Below are 20,866 nucleotides of genomic sequence, written 5' to 3'. Positions count from 1 at the left end.
GCTCTTAACCTCTCCCCGCTTGCGGGGAGAGGTCGGATTGCGAAGCAATCCGGGTGAGGGGGACTCTCCACGCGCTCATGAACTCGTGGAGAGTCCCCCTCATCCGACTCGAACGCGCTACGCGCATTCGAGCCATCTTCTCCCCGCATGCGGGGAGAAGGAATGCGCCGTCGCTAAAATCAATCAACAACAAGGAGACCGCCCGTGAAAAATCCATTCGATCTCACCGGCAAGGTCGCGGTCATCACCGGTTCCAGCCGCGGCATCGGCAAGGCCTCCGCGGAATTGCTCGCCAGCCTCGGTGCCAAGGTTGTCGTCTCCAGCCGCAAGGCCGATGCCTGTCAGGCTGTGGTCGACGGCATCAAGGCCAATGGCGGCAATGCCCATGTCATTCCCTGCAACATCTCGCGCCGCGATGAAGTCGAAGCTTTGATCGACGGCACCGTGAAACACTACGGCCCGATCGATATTCTGGTCTGCAATGCCGCGGTGAATCCCTATTACGGCCCGCTGCTCGATATCGCAGACGAAGCCTTCGACAAGATCATGGGCTCCAACGTCAAGAGCAACATCTGGCTTTGCGCCAAGGCGATCCCGGCCATGGCCGAGCGCGGCAAGGGCTCGGTGGTCATTATCTCTTCCATCGGCGGCTTGCGCGGCTCCACGGTGATTGGCGCCTACGGCATCTCCAAGGCTGCCGACTTCTCCCTGTGTCGCAGTCTCGCCGGCGAATGGGGGCCCAAGGGCGTGCGCGTCAATTGCATCGCGCCGGGTCTGGTGAAGACCGACTTCGCGAAAGCGCTGTGGGAAGACGAGGCCAATCTCAAGCGCCGCACCGCGACCACGCCGCTGCGCCGGATCGGTGAGCCCCACGAGATCGCCGGCGCCGTCGCCTATCTCGGCTCGGATTCCTCCACCTTCATGACCGGCCAGACCATCGTCATCGACGGCGGCGTGACGACCGCATCGGTGTAAGTATCGCCCGACCCACGCTCGTCATTCCGGGGCGCGAGCGCCGTTAGGCGATCGCGAACCCGGAATCTCGACATCGGAGTCTCCGTCGGGCCAAGCCACTCAGGGATTCCGGGGTCGCGTCCGGCTCGCGCCGGCCGCGCCCCGGAATGACGGACGTGAATGCTGCGCTCCGTCCGGACTACGGCACGTGAAGTCGCTCGAAACAATTCTCCCGCGGTAACTCCCCACCGCCTGCCTCAATCCTTTCCCGTTTTTTAACATTTCGGGCGCACGGATAGCCGCAGCTGGAGAGTTCCCGTGCGGCAGACGGATATCGCGATCATTGGTGGCGGCCTCGCCGGGTCGACGGCTGCGGCGATGCTCGGTCGCGCCGGTGTGTCTGCGATTCTGATCGAGCCGCATCAGGTCCATCCGCCCGAACTCCGCTGCGAGAAGATCAGCGGCGGCGTCCAGCTCGAGCGGCTGCGCAAGACGGGTCTCGTCGATGCGGTGCTCGGTGCCGCCACCCATGACGACGAGATCTGGATCGCGCGTTTCGGCCGCGTGATCGACAAGCGCCCCAGCCAGCAGCACGGCTTTCTCTACGACACGCTGGTCAATACCGTGCGTGGCCAGATCCCGTCCACCATCGAGACCATTCACGCCAAGGCGACGTCGATCGCCACATCGGATGACCGTCAGACCATCGGCCTGTCCAATGGCGAGGAGATTTCCGCGCGTCTCGTTGTCCTCGCCAATGGCGCCAGTGTCAGCCTGCGCAATCAACTCAATATCGGCCGCCCGGTCATCTCGGCCAATCATTCGATCTCGGTCGGCTTCGATATCGCGCCCGTCGGCCGGGACCGCTTTGCATTCCCCGCGCTGACCTACTTTGCCGAAACGACGGTTCATCGCACCGCCTATGTCACGCTGTTTCCCATTGGCAAGGCCATGCGCGGCAACCTGTTCGTCTATCGCGAGACCGACGATCCCTGGATTCGCCAGATGCGGCGCACGCCGGAAGCAGCATTGGATGCTTGCCTGCCGAAGCTGCGTGCACTGATTGGCGACTACAAGATATCCGGCGATATCAAGATCCGCCCCATCGATCTCTACGAGAGCGACAACGTGGTCCAGTCCGGTGTCGTGCTGGTGGGCGATGCCTTTGCCTCGCCGTGCCCGGGCAGCGGCACCGGCACCGACAAGGTGTTCACCGATGTTGCACAGCTCTGCAGCGTGCACATCCCGAACTGGCTGGCCACACCCGGCATGGATGCGGCCAAGATCGCGCACTACTACGCCGATCCGTTGAAGCTGGAATGCGACGCCTGGGCCACCGGCAAGGCGTTCAAGTTGCGCTCAGTCACTGTCGAGAATTCGCTGTATTGGCGCGCACAGCGCTGGGCACGTTTCTTCGGCCGGCTGGGCGAGGGCATGGTGCGGCGGGCCCGCGAGACGCTGCCGCGCGAACTGGCGATGGTCGCGTCCGCTCTGGTCATGATGATCGACTCGGCGACCTGACCGCCGGCGCTGCCGCTTGACGCGCCCGCGCTAATCCGGTTGCCTGCGCCTCCCAACACAACGCGACCACAATCTTTCGGGAAGAAACGTCATGTCTTTCGTGATGGCCATCGATCAGGGCACCACATCCTCGCGCGCGATGATCTTTCGCGCCGACATCTCGATCGCGGCCTCCGCGCAGCAGGAATTCCCGCAGCATTTCCCGGCCTCCGGCTGGGTCGAGCATGAGCCCGAGGATATCTGGACCTCGACGCTGGCCGTTTGCCACGAAGCCATGACGAAGGCGGGCGTTACCGCGAAGGATATTGCCGCCATCGGCATCACCAATCAGCGCGAGACGGTGGTGGTGTGGGATCGCGTCACCGGCCAGGCTGTGCACCGTGCCATCGTCTGGCAGGACCGCCGCACCGCGGAGATCTGCGCGCAGATGAAAGCCGACGGCCATGAGCCGTTGATTACGCAAAAGACCGGCCTGATCATCGATCCGTATTTCTCCGGAACGAAAGTGGCGTGGATTCTCGATCATGTCCCCGGCGCGCGCGACCGCGCCGAGCGCGGCGAATTGCTGTTCGGCACCGTCGATTGCTATCTGCTGTGGCGGCTCACGGCGGGGAAGGTGCATGCCACCGACGCCACCAATGCCTCGCGCACGCAGCTCTTCAACATCCACACCGGTGAATGGGACGATGAGCTGCTGAAGCTGCTGCGCGTGCCCAAGGCTATGCTGCCCAGGGTGCAGGATTCATCGTCCGATTTCGGCAGCACCGATCTGTTTGGTGGCACGATCATGATCGGCGGTATTGCCGGCGATCAGCAGGCTGCAACCATCGGGCAGGCCTGTTTCGCGCCCGGCATGATCAAGTCCACTTACGGCACCGGCTGCTTTGCCCTGCTCAACACTGGTACGACGCCGGTGCAATCGAAGAACAAGCTGCTCACCACGGTTGCCTATCAGCTCAACGGCGTGCGGACCTATGCGTTGGAAGGTTCGATTTTCGTTGCCGGATCCGCGGTGCAGTGGCTGCGCGATGGTCTGGGGATCATCAAGAGCGCTGCTGAAAGCGGGCCGCTCGCGGATCAGAACGATTCTTCGCAATCGGTCTATCTGGTCCCGGCCTTTGTCGGGCTCGGTGCGCCTTACTGGAATCCCGATGTGCGCGGAGCGCTGTTCGGACTGACGCGCAACACCGGCCCGGCCGAACTCGCCCATGCCGCACTGGAAAGCGTCTGCTACCAGACGCGCGATCTCTACGCGGCGATGCGCGCCGACTGGCCGGATGTCTCCGCCGCCACCGTGGTGCTGCGCGTCGATGGCGGCATGACCGCGTCGGACTGGACCATGCAGCGTCTCGCGGATCTGCTGAATGCCCCTGTCGATCGCCCGATGATCCAGGAAACCACCGCGCTGGGAGCTGCCTATCTCGCCGGTCTCACGGCCGGCGTATTTCCGGAGCCTGCCAAATTCGCCGACAACTGGCGGCTCGAACACCGCTTCAAGCCGGCCATGAGCGAAGCCACACGGACACGAAAACTGAAGGGCTGGGCGCAGGCAGTGAAGGGGGTATTGGCGAGCGATCCGGGGAAAGATTGAAAGCTTGCTCACCAAACAGAAAGAGCCGCCTGTGCGGCGGCTCCTATGATGGTCATGTCAGATTCTAGCGCCAGCCGCGATGCCGTCCGCGCGACCAACCATAATGATGGCCGCGTCCGCGGCCCCAGCCGTAATGATGTCCACGCCCGCCGCGGTGCATGCCGTGATGTCCGCCGCCATGGCCACGAATCTGGATGATGTCGCTGGCGGTGCTCGCAGGTGCAAGCCCACCGACCGGCATGGCGTTCGCTGGAAGCATCAGGCCCAGACCCAGGAGTGCCGCGGCTGCCGTCGCGATCATGGTACGTTTCATTTCAACCCTCCAAACGCAAATATTGCGCATACGACAAGCTGCGGCCTTCCTGATCGTTCCGTCGCCACGGGATTGAAACGATAACTTTGCCGGGACCGGAATTCGTCGCGGCGGTGGGAGGGAGGGAGAAAATAATCCATCGCGCTCTATTGACTAAAATCCGATATAGGTCTATATGCCTTTTATCCCGTTCGCGAGGGGCGCTTCTAGAGGCGTCTTGAGGTGGGACTGGGATGCGGCGCCTGCGGGTGTGGGGTGACGTACCCCGCGCACTCGGGAGGCCCTGGGTCACCGTCCGGCCCCACTACGGGGGTCTGCCACTCATGCTGGCTGGACGTGGCATTGGTGAACGGCGGGAAACCGTCGGGATCAGCGGAGTGCGGAGCTCTGCGCCTTTGCCCGGAAGAACGGTCCCGGGGACAGAAATCGCCGCGGTGGCGCGCCGTGAGGCGTTGCGCGGTTGCAGCTTGCCGGCGTTCCGGTGGAGCGGATCGCGATAAAACCACCCTTTGCGCCTCACGGCGCGCCGCCACCCCTCATGTTTCGAGGGGCACTGCTCACACCTCGGACGCGCAAGCGCCGCGAGACTGCGAGAGCGTGGCTGTTTGACAAGCACATCCTGCGACTTGCAAAGCGCTACTTCACGCCGACCTTCTTGCCGCGATACATCAAATGCACCGCGCAGTTACATCCCGGCGGATGGGTCGCGAGTTCGTCATTGGCAGGCGCGGGTACGGCGACCGGTGCAGGCTCGGCACCGGCACCCGGAATGTAGTTCAGCACAGGCGCCAGCCAACGTTCCACCTCGGCCACGCTCATGTTCTTGCGCGCGGCATATTCCTCGACCTGATCGCGCTCGATCTTGCCGACGCCGAAATAATAGCTCTCGGGATGGCTGAAATAGAGCCCGGACACCGATGAGCCCGGCCACATGGCGTAGCTTTCGGTGAGTGTTACGCCCGCAGTGTTCTCCGCATCGAGCAATTTGAAGATCGTCGCCTTCTCGGTGTGATCGGGCTGTGCGGGATAGCCGGGAGCAGGGCGGATGCCCTGATACTTCTCCAGGATCAGGTCATCGGTCGAGATATTCTCGTCCGGCGCATAGGCCCAGAACTCCTTGCGCACGCGCTCATGCATGCGCTCGGCGAAGGCTTCGGCGAGACGGTCGGCCAGCGCCTTGCACAGGATCGACGAATAGTCGTCATTGGCGTTCTTGAAGCGATCGGCGATGATGTCCTCGCCGATGCCCGCTGTGACGACGAAGCCGCCAATATAATCCGGCACATTCGAGGTCTTCGGCGCGATGAAGTCGGAGAGCGCGGCGTTGAAGCGACCCTCGCGCTTTTCGAGCTGCTGGCGCAACGTGTAGAGCGTCGCGATCTCAGTTGTGCGTGTGTCATCGGCATAGAGGCGGATGTCGTCGCCCACGGCGTTGGCCGGCCAGAAGCCGATGGTTGCCTTCGCCGTGAACCACTTCTCCTCGACGATCTGCTTGAGCATCTTCTGCGCATCGGCATAGAGCGACGTCGCGACTTCGCCGACCACGCTGTCGGTGAGGATGCCGGGGAAACGGCCGGACAGTTCCCAAGTCTGGAAGAACGGCGTCCAGTCGATATAGGCAGCAAGCTCTTCGAGCGAATAATCGCTGAAAGTCCGGATGCCCAGGAAGGTCGGCTTGCGCACCGTCTTGCTGAAGTCCGCGACATGCGCATTGGCGCGCGCGGCGATGAGCGAGAGGCGCTTCTTGTCCTGCTGAGCGCGGAAATGTGCCGCAGAGATCTTCGCGTAATCGGCGCGCACTTCGGCCGCATAGGCGACGCTCTTCTCCGGCGACAGAAGTGACGAGGCGACGCCGACGGCGCGGCTGGCATCGTTGACATGCACCACCGCGCCCGCGCGGTAATTCGGATCGATCTTTACCGCGGTATGCACGCGGCTGGTCGTCGCGCCGCCGATCAGCAGTGGCATCTTCAGACCCTGCCGTTCCATCTCGCCGGCCAGGAACGTCATCTCGTCCAATGACGGCGTGATCAGGCCGGACAGGCCGATGATGTCGGCGCCTTCGGCCTTGGCGGTGTCGATGATCTTCGAGGCCGGCACCATGACGCCGAGATCGATGACCTCGAAATTGTTACACTGGAGCACGATGCCGACGATGTTCTTGCCGATGTCGTGGACGTCGCCCTTCACGGTCGCGAGCACGATCTTGCCGGCATTCTTGCGGCCATCGCCGGTGATCCCCGCGGCGAGATTGTCGGCCTTCTCCTGCTCCATAAAGGGCATCAGGTAAGCCACCGCTTGCTTCATCACGCGGGCCGACTTCACCACCTGCGGCAGGAACATCTTTCCGTCGCCGAACAGATCGCCGACGATGTTCATGCCGGCCATCAGCGGGCCCTCGATGACATGCAGCGGGCGCGCCACGGTCAGGCGTGCGGCTTCGGTGTCCTCGTCGATATATTGGGTGATGCCGTGCACCAGCGCGTGGCTCAGCCGTTTCTCCACCGGCCATTCGCGCCAGGTGAGATCCTGTTCCTTGGCCTGCTTGGTCTGGCCGCGGAATTTCTCGGCGAGTTCGAGCAGCCGTTCGGAGGCGCCGGGATCGCGGTTGAGGATGACGTCCTCGCAGACCTGGCGCAGTTCGGGATCGATGTCGTCATAGACGATCATCTGGCCGGCATTGACGATGCCCATATCCATGCCCGCCTTGATGGCGTGATACAGGAACACCGAATGCATCGCCTCGCGTACCGGCTCGTTGCCGCGGAACGAGAAGGAGAGGTTGGAGACGCCGCCGGAGATATGGGCATGCGGCAGGTTCTGCCGGATCCAGCGCGTAGCCTCGATGAAGTCGACGCCGTAATTGTTGTGCTCTTCGAGGCCGGTCGCGATGGCGAAAATGTTCGGATCGAAAATGATGTCTTCCGGCGGGAAGTTCAGCTCACCTACCAGAATGTCGTAAGCGCGCTTGCAGATCTCGGTCTTGCGCGCGAACGTATCGGCCTGGCCGACCTCGTCGAACGCCATCACGACCACAGCGGCGCCATGGCGCTGCGCGATCTTGGCTTCAACGATGAATTTCTCCACGCCTTCCTTCATCGAGATCGAATTGACGATCGGCTTGCCCTGAACGCATTTCAGGCCGGCTTCGATGACGTTGAATTTCGACGAGTCGACCATCACCGGGACGCGGGCGATATCCGGCTCGGAGGCGACGAGATGGAGGAACTCGACCATCGCCGCCTCGGAATCCAGCAGGCCTTCGTCCATATTGACGTCGATGACCTGTGCGCCGTTCTCGACCTGGTCGCGCGCCACCTGCAGCGCGGCGGTGTAGTCGCCGGCGGTGATCAGCTTGCGGAATTTAGCCGAGCCGGTGACGTTGGTGCGCTCGCCGACATTCACGAAGGGAATCGCCGAGGTCAGTTCGAACGGCTCCAGACCTGACAGGCGCAGGAGCGGTGCGATCTCCGGCACAACGCGCGGCTTGTGCGGCGCGACGGCCTTGGCGATGGCCGCGATATGATCCGGCGTGGTGCCGCAGCACCCGCCGACCACATTGACGAGGCCGCTGGCAGCGAACTCGCCGATCAGCCCCGCCATGAATTCCGGGCTCTCGTCATACTGGCCGAATTCGTTGGGCAGGCCGGCATTCGGATAGGCGCAGACGAGGGTATCGGCGACGCGGCCGATATCGGCGATATGCGCGCGCAGGTCTTCGGCGCCGAGCGCGCAGTTGAAGCCGATGGTCGCGGGCCTGGCGTGCTTCACCGAATTCCAGAACGCTTCGGGCATCTGGCCGGACAGTAGGCGTCCGGACTTGTCGGTGATGGTTCCGGAGATCATCACGGGCACGTCGATGCCGCGCGCCTCGCAGATTTCGGCAATGGCATAGAGCGCCGCCTTGGCGTTCAGCGTGTCGAAGATGGTTTCGACCAGCAGGAGGTCGGCGCCGCCGTCAAGCAAACCGTTGATCTGCTCGCTATAGGCGATGCGCAGATCGTCGAAGGTCACCGCGCGGTAGCCGGGATTGGCGACATCCGGTGAGATCGAGGCGGTGCGGTTGGTCGGGCCGATGGCGCCGGCGACGAAGCGCGGCTTGCCGTCCTCGGCAGCGACGGCGATCGCGGCGTTCTTGGCGAGACGCGCGCCTTCGCGGCTCATTTCATAGGCGATGTCCTGCAGGTCGTAATCGGCCTGCGCGATCGAGGTCGAGGAGAAGGTGTTGGTGGCGACGATGTCGGCACCGGCGCGCAGATATTGCGCGTGGATGTCCTCGATGGCGTCGGCCTGCGTCAGGATCAACAGGTCGTTGTTGCCGCGGAGGTCGCGGTGGAAATTCTTGTAGCGCTCACCGCGGAATGCGGCCTCGTCAAATTGCAGACCCTGGATCATGGTGCCCATGGCACCGTCGAGCACGAGAATGCGCTCGGCAGCGGCGGCAAGCAGTTCGGTACGCTTCGGCGAAACGGGTACGGACATGAGATCAGGCAGCTTTCTGCGCGCCGTTCGGCCGGAAGCCCAACAGGTGACTAATGGCGAAAACGAGATCGGCGCGGTTCATCGTGTAGAAATGGAAGTCACTGACGCCCTGCTTGGCGAGCTTCTGCACCTGGCCGGCGGCCACGGTGGTGGCTACCAGTTTGCGTGTCTCGGCATCGTTATCGAGGCCGTCGAACTTGGCGGCGAGCCAGGATGGGACCGTGGTGCCAGCACGGGTGACGAAAGCTCTCGCCTGCTTGAAATTATGCATCGGCATGATGCCGGGCAGCACCGGGATATCGATGCCGCGGGCGCGGACCTTGTCGAGGTAGCGGAAATACAGGTCGTTATCGAAGAACACCTGGGTGATGGCGCGGGTCGCGCCGGCATCGACTTTGGCCTTCAGCGTATCGATGTCAGCATCGAAGTCGGCGCTCTCGGGATGCTTCTCCGGATAGGCGGAGACGGTGACGTCGATATCGGGATAGCGGTTGCGGATGCTGGCGACCAGATCGGCGGAGGTCTTGTAACCGTCGGGGTGCGGTATATATTCCGTGCCGATGCCTGTGGTCGGATCGCCGCGCAGGGCCACGATGTGGCGAACGCCGGCCTCATGATAGCGGGTCACGACATCGTCGATTTCGCTTTTCGGCGCGCCGACGCAGGTCAGATGCGCCGCCGGGGTGAGGGCGGTCTCCTTGAGCAGACGGACGATGGTGGCGTGGGTGCGCTCGCGCGTCGACCCACCGGCGCCATAGGTCACCGACACGAATGACGGGTTCAGCGGCGCCAGGCGCTCAATGGTGTCCCACAGGGTGCGGTCCATCTCCTCGGTCTTCGGCGGGAAGAACTCGAAGGAGATATTGGGAAGCTTGGTGGGGGTGGCCGGGTTGATCTCGGTCATCGCGTCGAACTCCACCGCATGAAGCGGTACCGGTTGTCTCTGGCGCCAAGCCCGGGGGACTTTGGCTGCACTGCACAAAGATAGGCTATGGTCGGTGACTGAAATAGCCCATCTGGAGCGGTTTTAGGGTGGGAATTGGCCCAACTAAGGGCAGATATCTCGCGTAATTTCCCTCGTTGGAATATAAGTGGGCAGCGCAGGTTTCCCGCAAAACTACCAGAATATGGCTTTAAATAGCCAATCGAGCCACCTCGATCTATGAAGGTGTAAGTGGGCAGATGTCGTGTAGTTATTCTTATATCAGAATTCGTCCCACGAGAGGCGGCACTTGCTGCCGTCGGCGTTTGGGGGAGGCGTTGGTGGCCCAAAACGCTCTTTGCCCTCTCCAGCGCAGGCACTAGCTTGGCGCCATGATCCCATTGTCCATTCTCGACCTCTCGGTCGTCACGTCAGGCACGCCGCCCGCGGGCGCGCTCCGCAACAGCATAGATCTGGCCAAACATGCCGATCGCCTCGGCTATGTCCGCTACTGGCTGGCCGAGCACCACAATTTGGCATCGGTCGCGAGTCCGGCGCCGGAGATCATGATCGGGCAGATCGCGGCGGTAACGCAGCATATCCGGGTCGGCTCCGGCGGCGTGATGTTGCCGAACCATGCGCCGCTGATGGTGGCCGAGCGCTTCAAGATGCTGGAGGCGCTGTTTCCCGGCCGGATCGATCTCGGCCTTGGCCGTGCGCCGGGCACTGATGGCGCAACAGCCTATGCGTTGCGCAACCGTCTTGCCGGCCGCGAGGGCGATGATTTCCTTGAGCGACTGAGCGAACTGGTACTGTGGGAGACGCGGCAATTCCCGGAAGGTCATCCCTATAACAACGTTGTGGCGATGCCGAATGACGTGCCACTGCCGCCGCTCTGGCTGCTCGGGTCCAGCGACTACAGTTCGGATCTCGCTGCGCAGGTCGGCATGGGCTTCGCTTTCGCCCACCATTTTGCATCCCACGACGCCGCCGACGCGATGGTGCATTACCGCGCGCGCTTCAAGTCCTCCAACTGGCGGCAGGCACCGCATGCGATTCTCGCTGTCGCAGTGATTTGCGCGGAGACGGATGCCGAGGCCGAGCGGCTGGCCTCGTCGGCCGACCTCAATCGCCTCCGCCGCGACCGCGGCGAATACGCGCCGCTGCCGAGCGTCGAAGAGGCGCTGGCCTATCCCTATAGCGACAGCGAAAAGATGAAGATCGCGCGCAATCGTTCACGGCTGTTCGTCGGCAGTCCGTCGACAGTCTTGGAAAAGCTGCAGCCGCTCATCAGCGAATGCCAGGCCGATGAGTTGATGGTCATCACCGCGATGTATGATCATGAGGCGCGGAAGCGGTCCTATGATCTGCTGGCGGATGTATTTCAATTGCAGAGAGCAGCAGCTTAGGCGCAGCGAGCTTAGCGAGCGCCGCGACAATGGGAGGGGATGATGGCACCTCTGGTAACACCGCGTGGCCTTGGCGAAGTTGTTCTGCGTGTCAGCGATATGCCGCGCGCGGTCAGTTTCTATCGAGATGTCCTTGGCCTCAGTGTGCTGCGCGCCTTCGACGATCGGATCGTGTTTCTCAAGGTGGAGGATGGCTTTGAAGGCCATCACCGTATTATCGGCCTTTTCAGGGCCGATCAGCCGTCCAATCGTGACGGCACGAAATGGTCCGCTCCCGATTTGCGGGCACCCACTCTGCATCACCTTGCGCTGGAGATTGCGTTATCGGACTATCAGCCTGCTCTCGATGCCCTGACGAAAGCGGGTTTCAAGCCGAACACCTACGAACACCGATGGATCGGCTGGCGCTCCATTTACGTCACCGATCCGGACGGCAATATCGTAGAGTTGGTTGCGGTGGATGCGTCAATTTGCGAGGCGTCGTAAAGTTTCGAAAGGCAATGTCGGGATCGGGACTACCGAAACGTCCTTGGATCGGCGCCGTCACCACACGAGGTAAAACCTATGCTCTATGCAATCCTGGCCTATCACGTCGAAGACGTCGTCGTGTCCTGGACGGCCGACGAAGACACCGCCGTGATGGCCAATCTTCATGAGCTTCACGAGAAGCTGACGGCCGACGGCCGGATGGGGCCGGCTGCGCGTCTCGGAGGTACCAAGGGTGCATTCACCTTGCGCGGACCCGGCGCTGGCGTGATCATCGACGGTCCTTTTGCCGAGACCAAGGAGCAGTTGCTCGGCTTCTATGTCGTCGATTGTGCGACCCGTGAGGACGCCGTCGCGACCGCGCGCGATCTGCGCCGCGTCAATCCGACTGCGGTCTATGAAATCCGTCCGGTTCAGCTATTTCTGCCCGGATCGCCCATGGCGGCGACGCATGCGCTGACCGATCACGTCCGGCCGGCGTCGTCCTGAACTTGCCGGTTACGAGGTCGGTTCGCCGAAGGTCGCGCGGAAAGGATGCGCCGGATAGACGCCGACGATCCTGAATTCGCGTGAGAAGAACTTCAGCTCTTCGAGTGCGAAAGCGAGGTTGCGGTCATCCGGATGACCGTCGACATCGGCGTAGAACTGCGTGGCGAAGAATTCGCCGTCGACCATGTAGCTTTCCAGCTTGGTCATGTTGACGCCGTTGGTGGCGAAGCCGCCGAGTGCCTTGTAGAGCGCCGCAGGAAGGTTGCGGACGCGGAAAACAAAACTGGTGACCAGCGGTTCGGAGCCCTGCGGCGCCCATTTGGCGTCTTTGGAAAGGATGACGAAACGCGTGGTGTTGTGATCCTCGTCCTCGACGTCCTCGGCGAGAATTTCGAGTCCGTAGATATCGGCAGCGAGGCGGGAGGCCAGCGACGCGCAGCTCTTGTCGCCGCGTTCGGCAATCGCGCGGGCCGAGCCGGCGGTATCGGCGGCGACGATGGCCTTGATCCCCAGCTTGCGGATGATGCGGCGGCACTGGCCGAGCGCGTGGACGTGGCTTTCCACCGTCTTGATGTCGGTGAGCTTCGCGCCGGGCAGCGCCATCATCTGGTGGTGGATGGGCAGAAACCACTCGCCGACGATATGCAGGCCCGACTGCGGCAGCAGATGATGGATGTCGGCGACGCGGCCGGCAATCGAGTTCTCGATCGGGATCATGCCGAGATCGGCCTCGCCCGAGGTGATCGCGGCCAGCGCATCCTCGAAGGTGGCGCAGGGCAGGGGCTCGGCATTCGGAAACGCCTCGACGATGGCGATATGGGAATTGGCGCCGGGCTCGCCCTGGAATGCGATCTTCATGATCTGATTTTTGGGAATGGTCATGGCGGGCCTTGTATCAGTCACTCAGGTTTTTGCCAGTAGCCGGCGGGCGGTTTCGAGATCCGCGGGCGTATCGACGCCGAGCGGGACGCTATCGACGATGGCGGCGTCGATCCGCATGCCGGCTTCCAGTGCGCGGAGCTGTTCGAGCTTTTCGCGCAGCTCCAGCGTCGACGGCGCGAGTTTGACGAAGCCTTCGAGCGCGGCGCGCCGATAGGCATAAAGCCCGATGTGATGGTAGCGGGGCCCGTCGCCATAGGGTGCCGTGGCGCGGGTGAAATACAGCGCACGCAGCCGGTCGGGCCCGGCTGGCGAGCCGATCAGCTTCACCACGCTCGGATTGGTATGTTCGTCATCCTTGTGGATCTCGGTCGCCAGGGTCGCGATGTCGACCGCGGGGTCGTCGAGCAGGCGGACCGCGGCGCTAATGTCGCCCGGCGGAATAGTGGGCAGGTCGCCCTGGACGTTGACGATGGTCTGGACGTGTCCGGCCGGGTCCAGTTTGCACAGGGCCTCAAATATCCGGTCGGACCCCGACGGATGGTCCGGGGAGGTCATGACCGCCTCGAAACCGTGGGCTTTAACGGCGTCCGCGATGTCGGCCGTATCGGTGGCGATGGCGACACGGCCCAGACCGGCCTCTTTGGCGCGTCGCGCCACATGCACGATCATCGGCAGCCCGCCAATATCGAGCAGCGGCTTGCCGGGCAGGCGGGTGGCCGCCATCCGGGCGGGAATGAGCACCAGGGTGCGTGTGTCTGTCATGTCAAAATCGGCTTGGATTCCAGTGATCTTCCCCCCGAAAAGTATGATGCACATCAAAGGGCGCGGCGTTTATACGGGTTGCCAGAGGATGGGCAAACCGTTATCTCAAAACGGCAGGCCTGAGGGCCGCAGGAACGTGATTCCTGAGTGTGTCGAGGCCGTTGGAGCGGCCTTCCAATGACCTAAAACGGCGTGGGGCTTTTCGACTATGGACTCCTTCGAACTCAACAAGATTATGGGCGCCATTCTCGGCACCTGCCTGGTTCTGATGGTGACGAATTTCACCGCACAGGCCGTGTTTTCACCGAAGCATATGGAAAAGCCCGGCTTTGATATCGCCGTGAAGGAAGAGGCCGCCGGCGGTGCCAAGGCCGCTGCCGCGCCGTCCGAACCGATCGAGAAGCTGCTGCAGACGGCTTCGGTCGAGAAGGGCTCAACCGCAGCCAAGAAGTGCGCCGCCTGCCATACATTCGAAAAGGGCGGTCCGAACCGCGTTGGCCCGAACCTGTTCGGCGTCGTCAATGAGAAGGTGGGCGAAGGCAAGGCCGGGTTCAACTTCTCGGCGGGCATGAAGGCCAAGGGCGGCACCTGGACCTTCGAGGAGCTGAACAAGTTCATCGCCAATCCGAAGGGCACCGTACCGGGCACGGCCATGGGCTTCGCCGGCATTCAAAAGGATAGCGAGCGCGCCGACGTGATCGCCTATCTCGCAACTCTCGCCGATAAGCCGGTGCCGCTGCCCACTGCAGCGAAATGAGGACGGTGTCGTAACGCTGTTCCTTGGTAATTTATCATCGATTAAACGGCCAGGCTCAGCCTGGCCGTTTTCGTATCTGCATTACCAAAGCTTAAGCGGGACGTTTGGCCGCAACGCGTTAGGATGCAACCAGCGTGACGGGTGGTATCCTGCGGAAAAGCCGGCATAATCGGTCGAACCCTCGCCTTATATGACCGTTCTAATAGACTGCTTCGGTTCACAGGATTCAATACATTGACGATTTCCCGACGCCGCCTTCTCCAGACCAGCGCCTTCGCCGCACTTGCCCCTGTCATCGGTGGTGCCGGCAGCCTCTCCGTCATCGATGCAGCAAGTGCCCAGTCTGCGGCAAATGGTGCAGAATGGCGCCACGCGCTGTCCCTGTTCGGGGAGATCAAGTATCCTGCGGAGTTCAAGCGCTTCGACTACGTCAATCCGGAAGCTCCCAAGGGCGGCACCGTCCGCCAGATCGCCATCGGCACCTTCGATAATTTCAACATCGCGGTGGCCGGCGTAAAGGGCAACATCGCGGGTGCTGTCGGGCTGATTTACGAGTCCCTCACGACAGGATCGCTGGATGAGGTCTCAACTGAATATGGCCTGCTCGCGGAAGCCGTCAGCCATCCCGAGGATTACTCCTGGGTGTCCTACCGCCTGCGTGCGAATGCCAGGTGGCATGATGGCAAGCCGGTGACTCCGGAGGATGTGATCTTCTCGCTGGAGTCTTTCAAGAAATATCATCCGCAATATTCCGCCTACTATCGCCATGTGGTGAAGGCCGAGAAGGTCGGCGAGCGCGAGATCAAGTTCACCTTCGATGCGCCCGGCAACCGCGAATTGCCGCAGATCGTCGGCCAGCTCACCGTGCTGCCCAAGCACTGGTGGGAGGGCAGCAACGCCTCTGGCGCCAAGCGCGACATCGGCAATACCACGCTGGAGGTGCCGCTCGGCAGCGCGGCCTACCGGATCAAGGAATTCGTGCCGGGCCGTTCGATCGTCTATGAACGTGTCAAGGACTACTGGGCCCGCGACCTGAACGTCAATGTCGGGCGCAACAACTTTGATGAGCTGCGCTACGAATATTTCCGCGACTCGACCGTAGCGATCGAAGCTTTCAAGGGCGACCAGGTTGACTGGCGCACCGAGAACAGCGCCAAGGAATGGGCGACCGCCTATAACTTCCCCGCGGTCATCGAGAAGCGCGTGTTGCTCGAGGAGTTCGACAGCCGCTCGTCCGGCGTCATGCAGGGCTTCACGATGAATCTGCGCCGCGACAAGTTCAAGGATCCGCGCGTCCGCCGCGCGCTGAACTACGCGTTCGATTTCGAGGAGATGAACAAGCAGATCTTCTTCGGCCAGTACTTCCGCATCTCCAGCTATTTCTATGGCACCGAGCTCGCGTCGTCCGGTCTGCCGGAAGGCAAGGAGCTGGAGATTCTCGAGACCGTACACGCCGAGGTTCCGCCGGAAGTCTTCACCAAGCCTTACACCAATCCCGTCGGCGGCAATGCCGATGCCGTGCGCGAAAATCTGCGCGAGGCGCTCAAGCTGCTGAAGGAAGCAGGCTACGAGGTGCGCGAGCGCAAGCTGGTCAATGCCAAGACCGGCGCGCCGTTCGAGGTGGAACTGCTCAGCGAGAGCCCCGCCTTCGAACGTGTCATGCTGTTCTACAAGCCCTCGCTGGAACGGCTCGGCATCAGCGTTTCGGTACGCACCATCGATCCTACGCAATACGAAAACCGCTTGCGCACCTGGGATTTCGACGTGCTGGCAGTGGCCTCGTGGCCGGAATCGCTGTCCCCCGGCAACGAGCAACGCGACTTCTGGGGGTCGCAGGCCGCCGACCTGGCGGGCTCGCGCAACATTGCCGGAATCAAGAACCCGGCGATCGACAAGCTAATCGACCGCGTCATCTACACCAAGGACCGTGCAGACCTCGTCGCCGCCACCAAGGCGCTCGATCGCGTGCTGCTGTGGAACCACTACGTCGTGCCGCAGTGGAGCTACCCGAAGGTCCGCACCGCGCGCTGGGATCGCTTCGGTCGTCCGCCTGAGCCACCGAAATACGGGCAGTCGGGTTTCCCCGCCATCTGGTGGTACGACGCCGACAAGGCCGCCAAGATAGGCAAGCGCTCTTGAGGAGCACATCGCGCATGGCGCAGCTCAATCGTCGGCACGTGCTGGGTCTCGGGATCGGCGCTATCGCGGCGTCACGCTTCAGCCCCGCTTTGGCGCAAGCGCCGAGCGAAGCCCACGGTATCTCCGCCTTCGGCGATCTGAAATATTCGGCCGACTTTCCGAATTTCGACTACGTCAACGTCAAGGCGCCGAAGGGCGGCGCCTTCTCGACGGTGCCGTCGAGCCGTGCATTCAACCAGTCGTTCCAGACCTTCAATTCGCTGAACGCCTATGTTCTGAAGGGCGACGGCGCGCAGGGCATGGGCATGACCTTCGCCCCGCTGATGGTGCGCGCGGGCGACGAGCCAGACGCGATGTACGGGCTGGTCGCGAAGTCCGTGCAGATCTCTGCCGATGGTCTGACTTATCGTTTTACGCTGAGGCCGGAAGCTCGCTTCCACGACGGCAGCAAACTCACTGCACGCGATGCGGCATTCTCATTGACGGCCCTCAAGACCAAGGGCCATCCCATCATCACGCAGCAGATGCGTGACATGGTGAAGGCCGAGGCTGTCGATGACGTGACGCTGGTGGTGACCTTCGCCGAGAAACGCGGCCGCGACGTGCCGTTGTTCGTTGCAGGCATGCCGATTTTCTCGCAGGCCTATTACGATAAGCGCGCATTCGATGAGACGTCGCTGGAGACGCCGCTCGGTAGCGGTCCCTACAAGGTCGCGCGCTTCGAGGTCGGGCGTTACATCGAATTCGACCGCGTGAAGGACTGGTGGGCCGCAGACCTTCCGGTCAACCGGGGCAGCTACAATTTCGATACGGTGCGGTTCGATTTCTATCGCGACCGCGACGTGGCTTTCGAGGGCTTCACCGGTCGCAATTATCTGTATCGCGAGGAGTTCACCTCGCGCATCTGGAATACACGCTACGATTTTCCGGCGGTGAAGGATGGCCGGGTCAAGCAGGAGATGCTGCCCGACGATACGCCGTCCGGCGCGCAGGGCTGGTTCCTCAACACACGCCGCGCCAAGTTCAAGGATCCGCGCGTGCGCGAGGCGCTCGGCAATGCATTCGATTTCGAATGGACCAACAAGACCATCATGTATGGCGCCTATGTGCGCACGGTGTCGCCGTTCCAGAACTCTGACCTGATGGCGACTGGTGCGCCGTCGCCGGAAGAGCTCGCATTGCTGGAGCCGTTCCGGGACAAGGTGTCGAGCGAAGTGTTCGGTGATCCCTATGTGCCGCCAACTTCCGATGGTTCGGGCCAGGATCGTGCGCTGCTGCGCAAGGCCATCCAGCTCCTGAACGACGCAGGTTGCGCAATGAAGGACGGCAAGCGCATGACGGCGCAGGGCGAGCCGTTCAAGATCGAGTTTCTGCTTGATGAGCCTGCTTTCCAGGCGCATCACATGCCCTATATCAAAAATCTCGGCACGCTGGGCATCGAGGCCAGTGTGCGTCTTGTCGATCCCGTGCAATTCCGTGCACGCCGCGACGATTTCGACTTCGATGCTGCCATTGAGCGTTTCAGCTTTTCCACCATTCCCGGTGATTCCCTGCGTTCATTCTTCTCGATGCAATCGGCAGCGACCAAGGGCTCGAACAATCTCGCCGGCATTTCCGATCCTGTGGTCGATGCCCTGATGAACGAAGTCATCGCCGCCGATACGCGCCCCAAGCTGGTTTTCGCGGCGCGAGCGCTGGATCGTGTCATCCGCGCCGGCCGCTACTGGGTGCCGCAATGGTACTCCGCCTCGCATCGCGTGGCCTATTGGGATGTGTTCGGCCATCCCGCCAATCTGCCGAAATATATCGGCGTCGGTGCCCCCGATCTGTGGTGGGCGTCCGCAAAACCTTCAAATGGGCAGGCCAAATAGCATGGGCGCATATATCGCACGGCGCGTGCTGCTGATGTTTCCCACGCTGTTGGGCATCCTGTTCGTCTCCTTTGTGGTGGTGCAATTTGCGCCCGGAGGTCCTGTCGAGCGCGTGATCGCACAGCTCAGCGGTGCCGATACCGGCGCGTCGCGCGTCTCCGGCTCGTCCGGCGGCGACTTCGGTAACCGTGCGCAGCCGGGCGCCGCAGGCGATGCGGTGAACTCGAAATATCGCGGCGCGCAGGGGCTCGATCCGGACTTCGTCAAGAGCCTGGAAAAGCAGTTCGGCTTCGACAAGCCGGCGCCGGAACGTTTCGCGCTGATGCTGTGGAACTTCGCCCGCTTCGATTTCGGCAAGAGTTACTTCCGTGACACGACAGTGCTGCAGCTGATCAAGGAGAAGCTGCCGGTCTCGATGTCGCTCGGCATCTGGATGATGCTGATCACCTACCTGATCTCGATCCCGCTTGGCATTCGCAAGGCAGTGCAGGACGGCTCGCGCTTCGACACCTGGACCTCGGCCGTCATCATTGTCGGTTTCGCCATCCCCGGCTTCCTGTTCGCGATCCTGCTGATCATCCTGTTTTCCGGCGGATCGTTCTGGAGCATCTTCCCGCTACGCGGCCTGACGTCGGACGGCTGGAGCCAGTTCCCGTGGTACTGGAAGATCATTGACTACTTCTGGCACATGACGCTGCCGCTGATCTCGATGGTGCTCGGTGCCTTCGCCACCATGACGCTGCTGACCAAGAACTCGTTCCTCGACGAGATCCGCAAGCAATATGTGATGACGGCGCGCGCCAAAGGCTGCAACGAGCGGCAGGTGCTCTACAATCACATCTTCCGTAACGCGATGCTGATCGTCATCGCAGGATTCCCGGGTGCGTTCATTCACGCTTTCTTCTCGGGTTCGCTGCTGATCGAGACGATCTTCTCGCTTGATGGCCTCGGCCTGCTCGGCTTCGAGAGCGTGCTCAACCGCGATTATCCCGTGGTGTTCGGCACGCTGTTCATCTTCTCGCTGGTTGGTCTCGTCGTGAATCTCTTGTCCGATCTGGCCTATATGTGGATCGATCCGCGGATCGACTTTGAGGCGCGAGAAGTCTGATGACGATCACAGCGCCCGTGCCCGTCGAAACCACCACGCTGTCGCCGCTTGGCGAAGCAGTGCCGCCGTCGCGTCACCCGCTCGGCATTTCGCCGCTCAACCAGCGTCGCTGGCAGAACTTCAAGTCCAATCGCCGTGGCTACTGGTCGTTCTGGATCTTCTTGTTCCTGTTCTTCATCTCGCTGTTTGCCGAGGTGATCGCCAATGACCGGCCGTTCTTCATCAAGTTCGACGGCAAGATGTATTTCCCAGCTTTCGTCACTTATTCGGAGACGACCTTCGGCGGTGATTTCGAGACGGCTGCGGACTATCGCGATCCGTTCCTGCAGAAGCTGATCGCCGAGAAGAACGGCACCATTCTCTGGCCGCTGATCCGCTATTCCTACGACACGCACAATCTCGATCTGCCGACGCCGGCACCGTCGAAACCGACATGGATGCTCACCGAGGAGCAGTGCAAGCCGGTGGTCGAAAAGAAGGGCCTCAAGAGCTGCCGCGATCTCGAATATAACTGGCTCGGCACCGACGATCAGGGCCGCGATGTCGTGGCGCGGCTGATCTACGGCTTCCGCATCTCGGTGCTATTCGGCCTCGCGCTCACCATCGTTTCGTCAATCATCGGCATCGCCGCAGGCGGTGTGCAGGGTTATTTCGGCGGCTGGGTCGATTTGGCGTTCCAGCGTTTCATCGAAATCTGGAGTGCGATCCCGTCGCTCTATCTGCTGCTGATCCTGTCCTCGGTGCTGGTGCCGGGCTTCTTTGTGCTGCTCGGCATTCTGCTGCTGTTCTCATGGGTATCGCTCGTAGGTCTCGTGCGCGCGGAATTCCTGCGCGGCCGCAACTTCGAATACATCATGGCGGCGCGGGCGCTTGGCGTGTCCAACGCCAAGATCATGATCCGGCATCTGCTGCCGAACGCGATGGTCGCGACGATGACTTTCCTGCCGTTTATCGTCTCGTCCTCCGTGATGACGCTGACTGCGCTGGATTTCCTCGGCTTCGGCCTGCCGCCGGGCTCGCCGTCGCTCGGCGAGCTGCTGTCGCAGGGCAAGGCCAATGTGCAGGCGCCCTGGCTCGGTTTCACCGGTTTCTTTGCGGTGGCGATCATGCTGTCGCTGTTGATCTTCATCGGCGAGGGTGTGCGCGATGCCTTCGATCCGCGCAAGACGTTCAGGTAGGG

The 20,866-nt window shown here is 62.0% G+C and carries 16 protein-coding genes; 11 read left to right on the top strand and 5 right to left on the bottom strand.

What is annotated here, in order from left to right:
- Window positions 1-204: 204 nt before the first annotated feature.
- The 3 genes from LPB73_RS19180 to glpK all read left to right on the top strand — a co-directional run bounded on the left by LPB73_RS19180 (window position 205) and on the right by glpK (window position 4,066).
- A complete protein-coding gene (locus LPB73_RS19180; protein WP_120288682.1) occupies window positions 205-975 on the top strand; it encodes an SDR family NAD(P)-dependent oxidoreductase in 771 nt (256 codons plus the stop codon).
- Between the two features lie 297 nt (window positions 976-1,272).
- A complete protein-coding gene (locus LPB73_RS19175; RefSeq protein ID WP_120288683.1) occupies window positions 1,273-2,475 on the top strand; it encodes an FAD-dependent oxidoreductase in 1,203 nt (400 codons plus the stop codon).
- A gap of 91 nt (window positions 2,476-2,566) precedes the next feature.
- Entirely contained in the window at window positions 2,567-4,066 is a 1,500-nt protein-coding gene (gene glpK, locus LPB73_RS19170) for a glycerol kinase GlpK (RefSeq protein ID WP_120288684.1), read from the top strand.
- Between the two features lie 64 nt (window positions 4,067-4,130).
- On the opposite strand, the gene LPB73_RS19165 is transcribed toward glpK, so the two are convergent.
- The 3 genes from LPB73_RS19165 to metF form a co-directional block, all read right to left on the bottom strand.
- Window positions 4,131-4,379, bottom strand: a complete 249-nt coding sequence (locus tag LPB73_RS19165; RefSeq protein ID WP_089261574.1) for a hypothetical protein — start codon at window positions 4,377-4,379, stop codon at window positions 4,131-4,133.
- Between the two features lie 636 nt (window positions 4,380-5,015).
- Entirely contained in the window at window positions 5,016-8,861 is a 3,846-nt protein-coding gene (gene metH / locus LPB73_RS19160) for a methionine synthase (protein WP_120288685.1), read from the bottom strand.
- Between the two features lie 4 nt (window positions 8,862-8,865).
- Window positions 8,866-9,765, bottom strand: coding sequence for a methylenetetrahydrofolate reductase [NAD(P)H] (metF, locus tag LPB73_RS19155; protein WP_120289168.1), 900 nt, complete (start codon window positions 9,763-9,765; stop codon window positions 8,866-8,868).
- A 410-nt stretch (window positions 9,766-10,175) separates the two neighbouring features.
- Here metF and LPB73_RS19150 point away from each other — a divergent pair, with 410 nt between their 5' ends.
- The 3 genes from LPB73_RS19150 (at window position 10,176) to LPB73_RS19140 (ending at window position 12,167) form a co-directional block, all read left to right on the top strand.
- Window positions 10,176-11,192: an LLM class flavin-dependent oxidoreductase gene (locus tag LPB73_RS19150; RefSeq protein ID WP_120288686.1), complete on the top strand. Its 1,017-nt coding sequence runs from the start codon at window positions 10,176-10,178 to the stop codon at window positions 11,190-11,192.
- Window positions 11,193-11,234: 42 nt separating this feature from the next.
- Entirely contained in the window at window positions 11,235-11,678 is a 444-nt protein-coding gene (locus LPB73_RS19145) for a VOC family protein (protein WP_231077866.1), read from the top strand.
- Between the two features lie 78 nt (window positions 11,679-11,756).
- A complete protein-coding gene (locus tag LPB73_RS19140) occupies window positions 11,757-12,167 on the top strand; it encodes a YciI family protein (protein WP_089261564.1) in 411 nt (136 codons plus the stop codon).
- 9 nt (window positions 12,168-12,176) lie between these two features.
- On the opposite strand, the gene LPB73_RS19135 is transcribed toward LPB73_RS19140, so the two are convergent.
- Window positions 12,177-13,025, bottom strand: a complete 849-nt coding sequence (locus LPB73_RS19135; RefSeq protein ID WP_068736325.1) for a prephenate dehydratase — start codon at window positions 13,023-13,025, stop codon at window positions 12,177-12,179.
- A gap of 45 nt (window positions 13,026-13,070) precedes the next feature.
- The gene (locus LPB73_RS19130) at window positions 13,071-13,811 is read right to left on the bottom strand and encodes a 3-deoxy-manno-octulosonate cytidylyltransferase (protein WP_089261562.1); all 741 of its coding nucleotides are present in this window, start codon (window positions 13,809-13,811) and stop codon (window positions 13,071-13,073) included.
- A gap of 208 nt (window positions 13,812-14,019) precedes the next feature.
- Between LPB73_RS19130 and LPB73_RS19125 the strand changes: the two genes are divergently transcribed.
- From LPB73_RS19125 to LPB73_RS19105, 5 genes are all read left to right on the top strand, one after another.
- Window positions 14,020-14,568 (top strand): c-type cytochrome, encoded by a 549-nt coding sequence (locus LPB73_RS19125; RefSeq protein ID WP_068736206.1) that lies wholly within the window; start codon window positions 14,020-14,022, stop codon window positions 14,566-14,568.
- 234 nt (window positions 14,569-14,802) lie between these two features.
- Window positions 14,803-16,707, top strand: coding sequence for an extracellular solute-binding protein (locus LPB73_RS19120; RefSeq protein ID WP_120288688.1), 1,905 nt, complete (start codon window positions 14,803-14,805; stop codon window positions 16,705-16,707).
- Between the two features lie 14 nt (window positions 16,708-16,721).
- Window positions 16,722-18,578, top strand: coding sequence for an extracellular solute-binding protein (locus LPB73_RS19115; protein ID WP_120288689.1), 1,857 nt, complete (start codon window positions 16,722-16,724; stop codon window positions 18,576-18,578).
- Between the two features lies 1 nt (window position 18,579).
- Complete coding sequence (locus LPB73_RS19110) at window positions 18,580-19,686, top strand: microcin C ABC transporter permease YejB (RefSeq protein ID WP_068736211.1); 1,107 nt, start codon at window positions 18,580-18,582, stop codon at window positions 19,684-19,686.
- Window positions 19,686-20,864: an ABC transporter permease gene (locus LPB73_RS19105; protein WP_089261556.1), complete on the top strand. Its 1,179-nt coding sequence runs from the start codon at window positions 19,686-19,688 to the stop codon at window positions 20,862-20,864. Before LPB73_RS19110 ends, LPB73_RS19105 begins: the two co-directional genes overlap by 1 nt.
- Window positions 20,865-20,866 lie beyond the last annotated feature (2 nt).

This window comes from Tardiphaga sp. 37S4, assembly GCF_021044645.1.
GTDB lineage: Bacteria > Pseudomonadota > Alphaproteobacteria > Rhizobiales > Xanthobacteraceae > Tardiphaga > Tardiphaga robiniae.
Note: the sequence above shows the minus strand (reverse complement) of the source record. Positions and strands in the feature narration are given on the sequence as shown.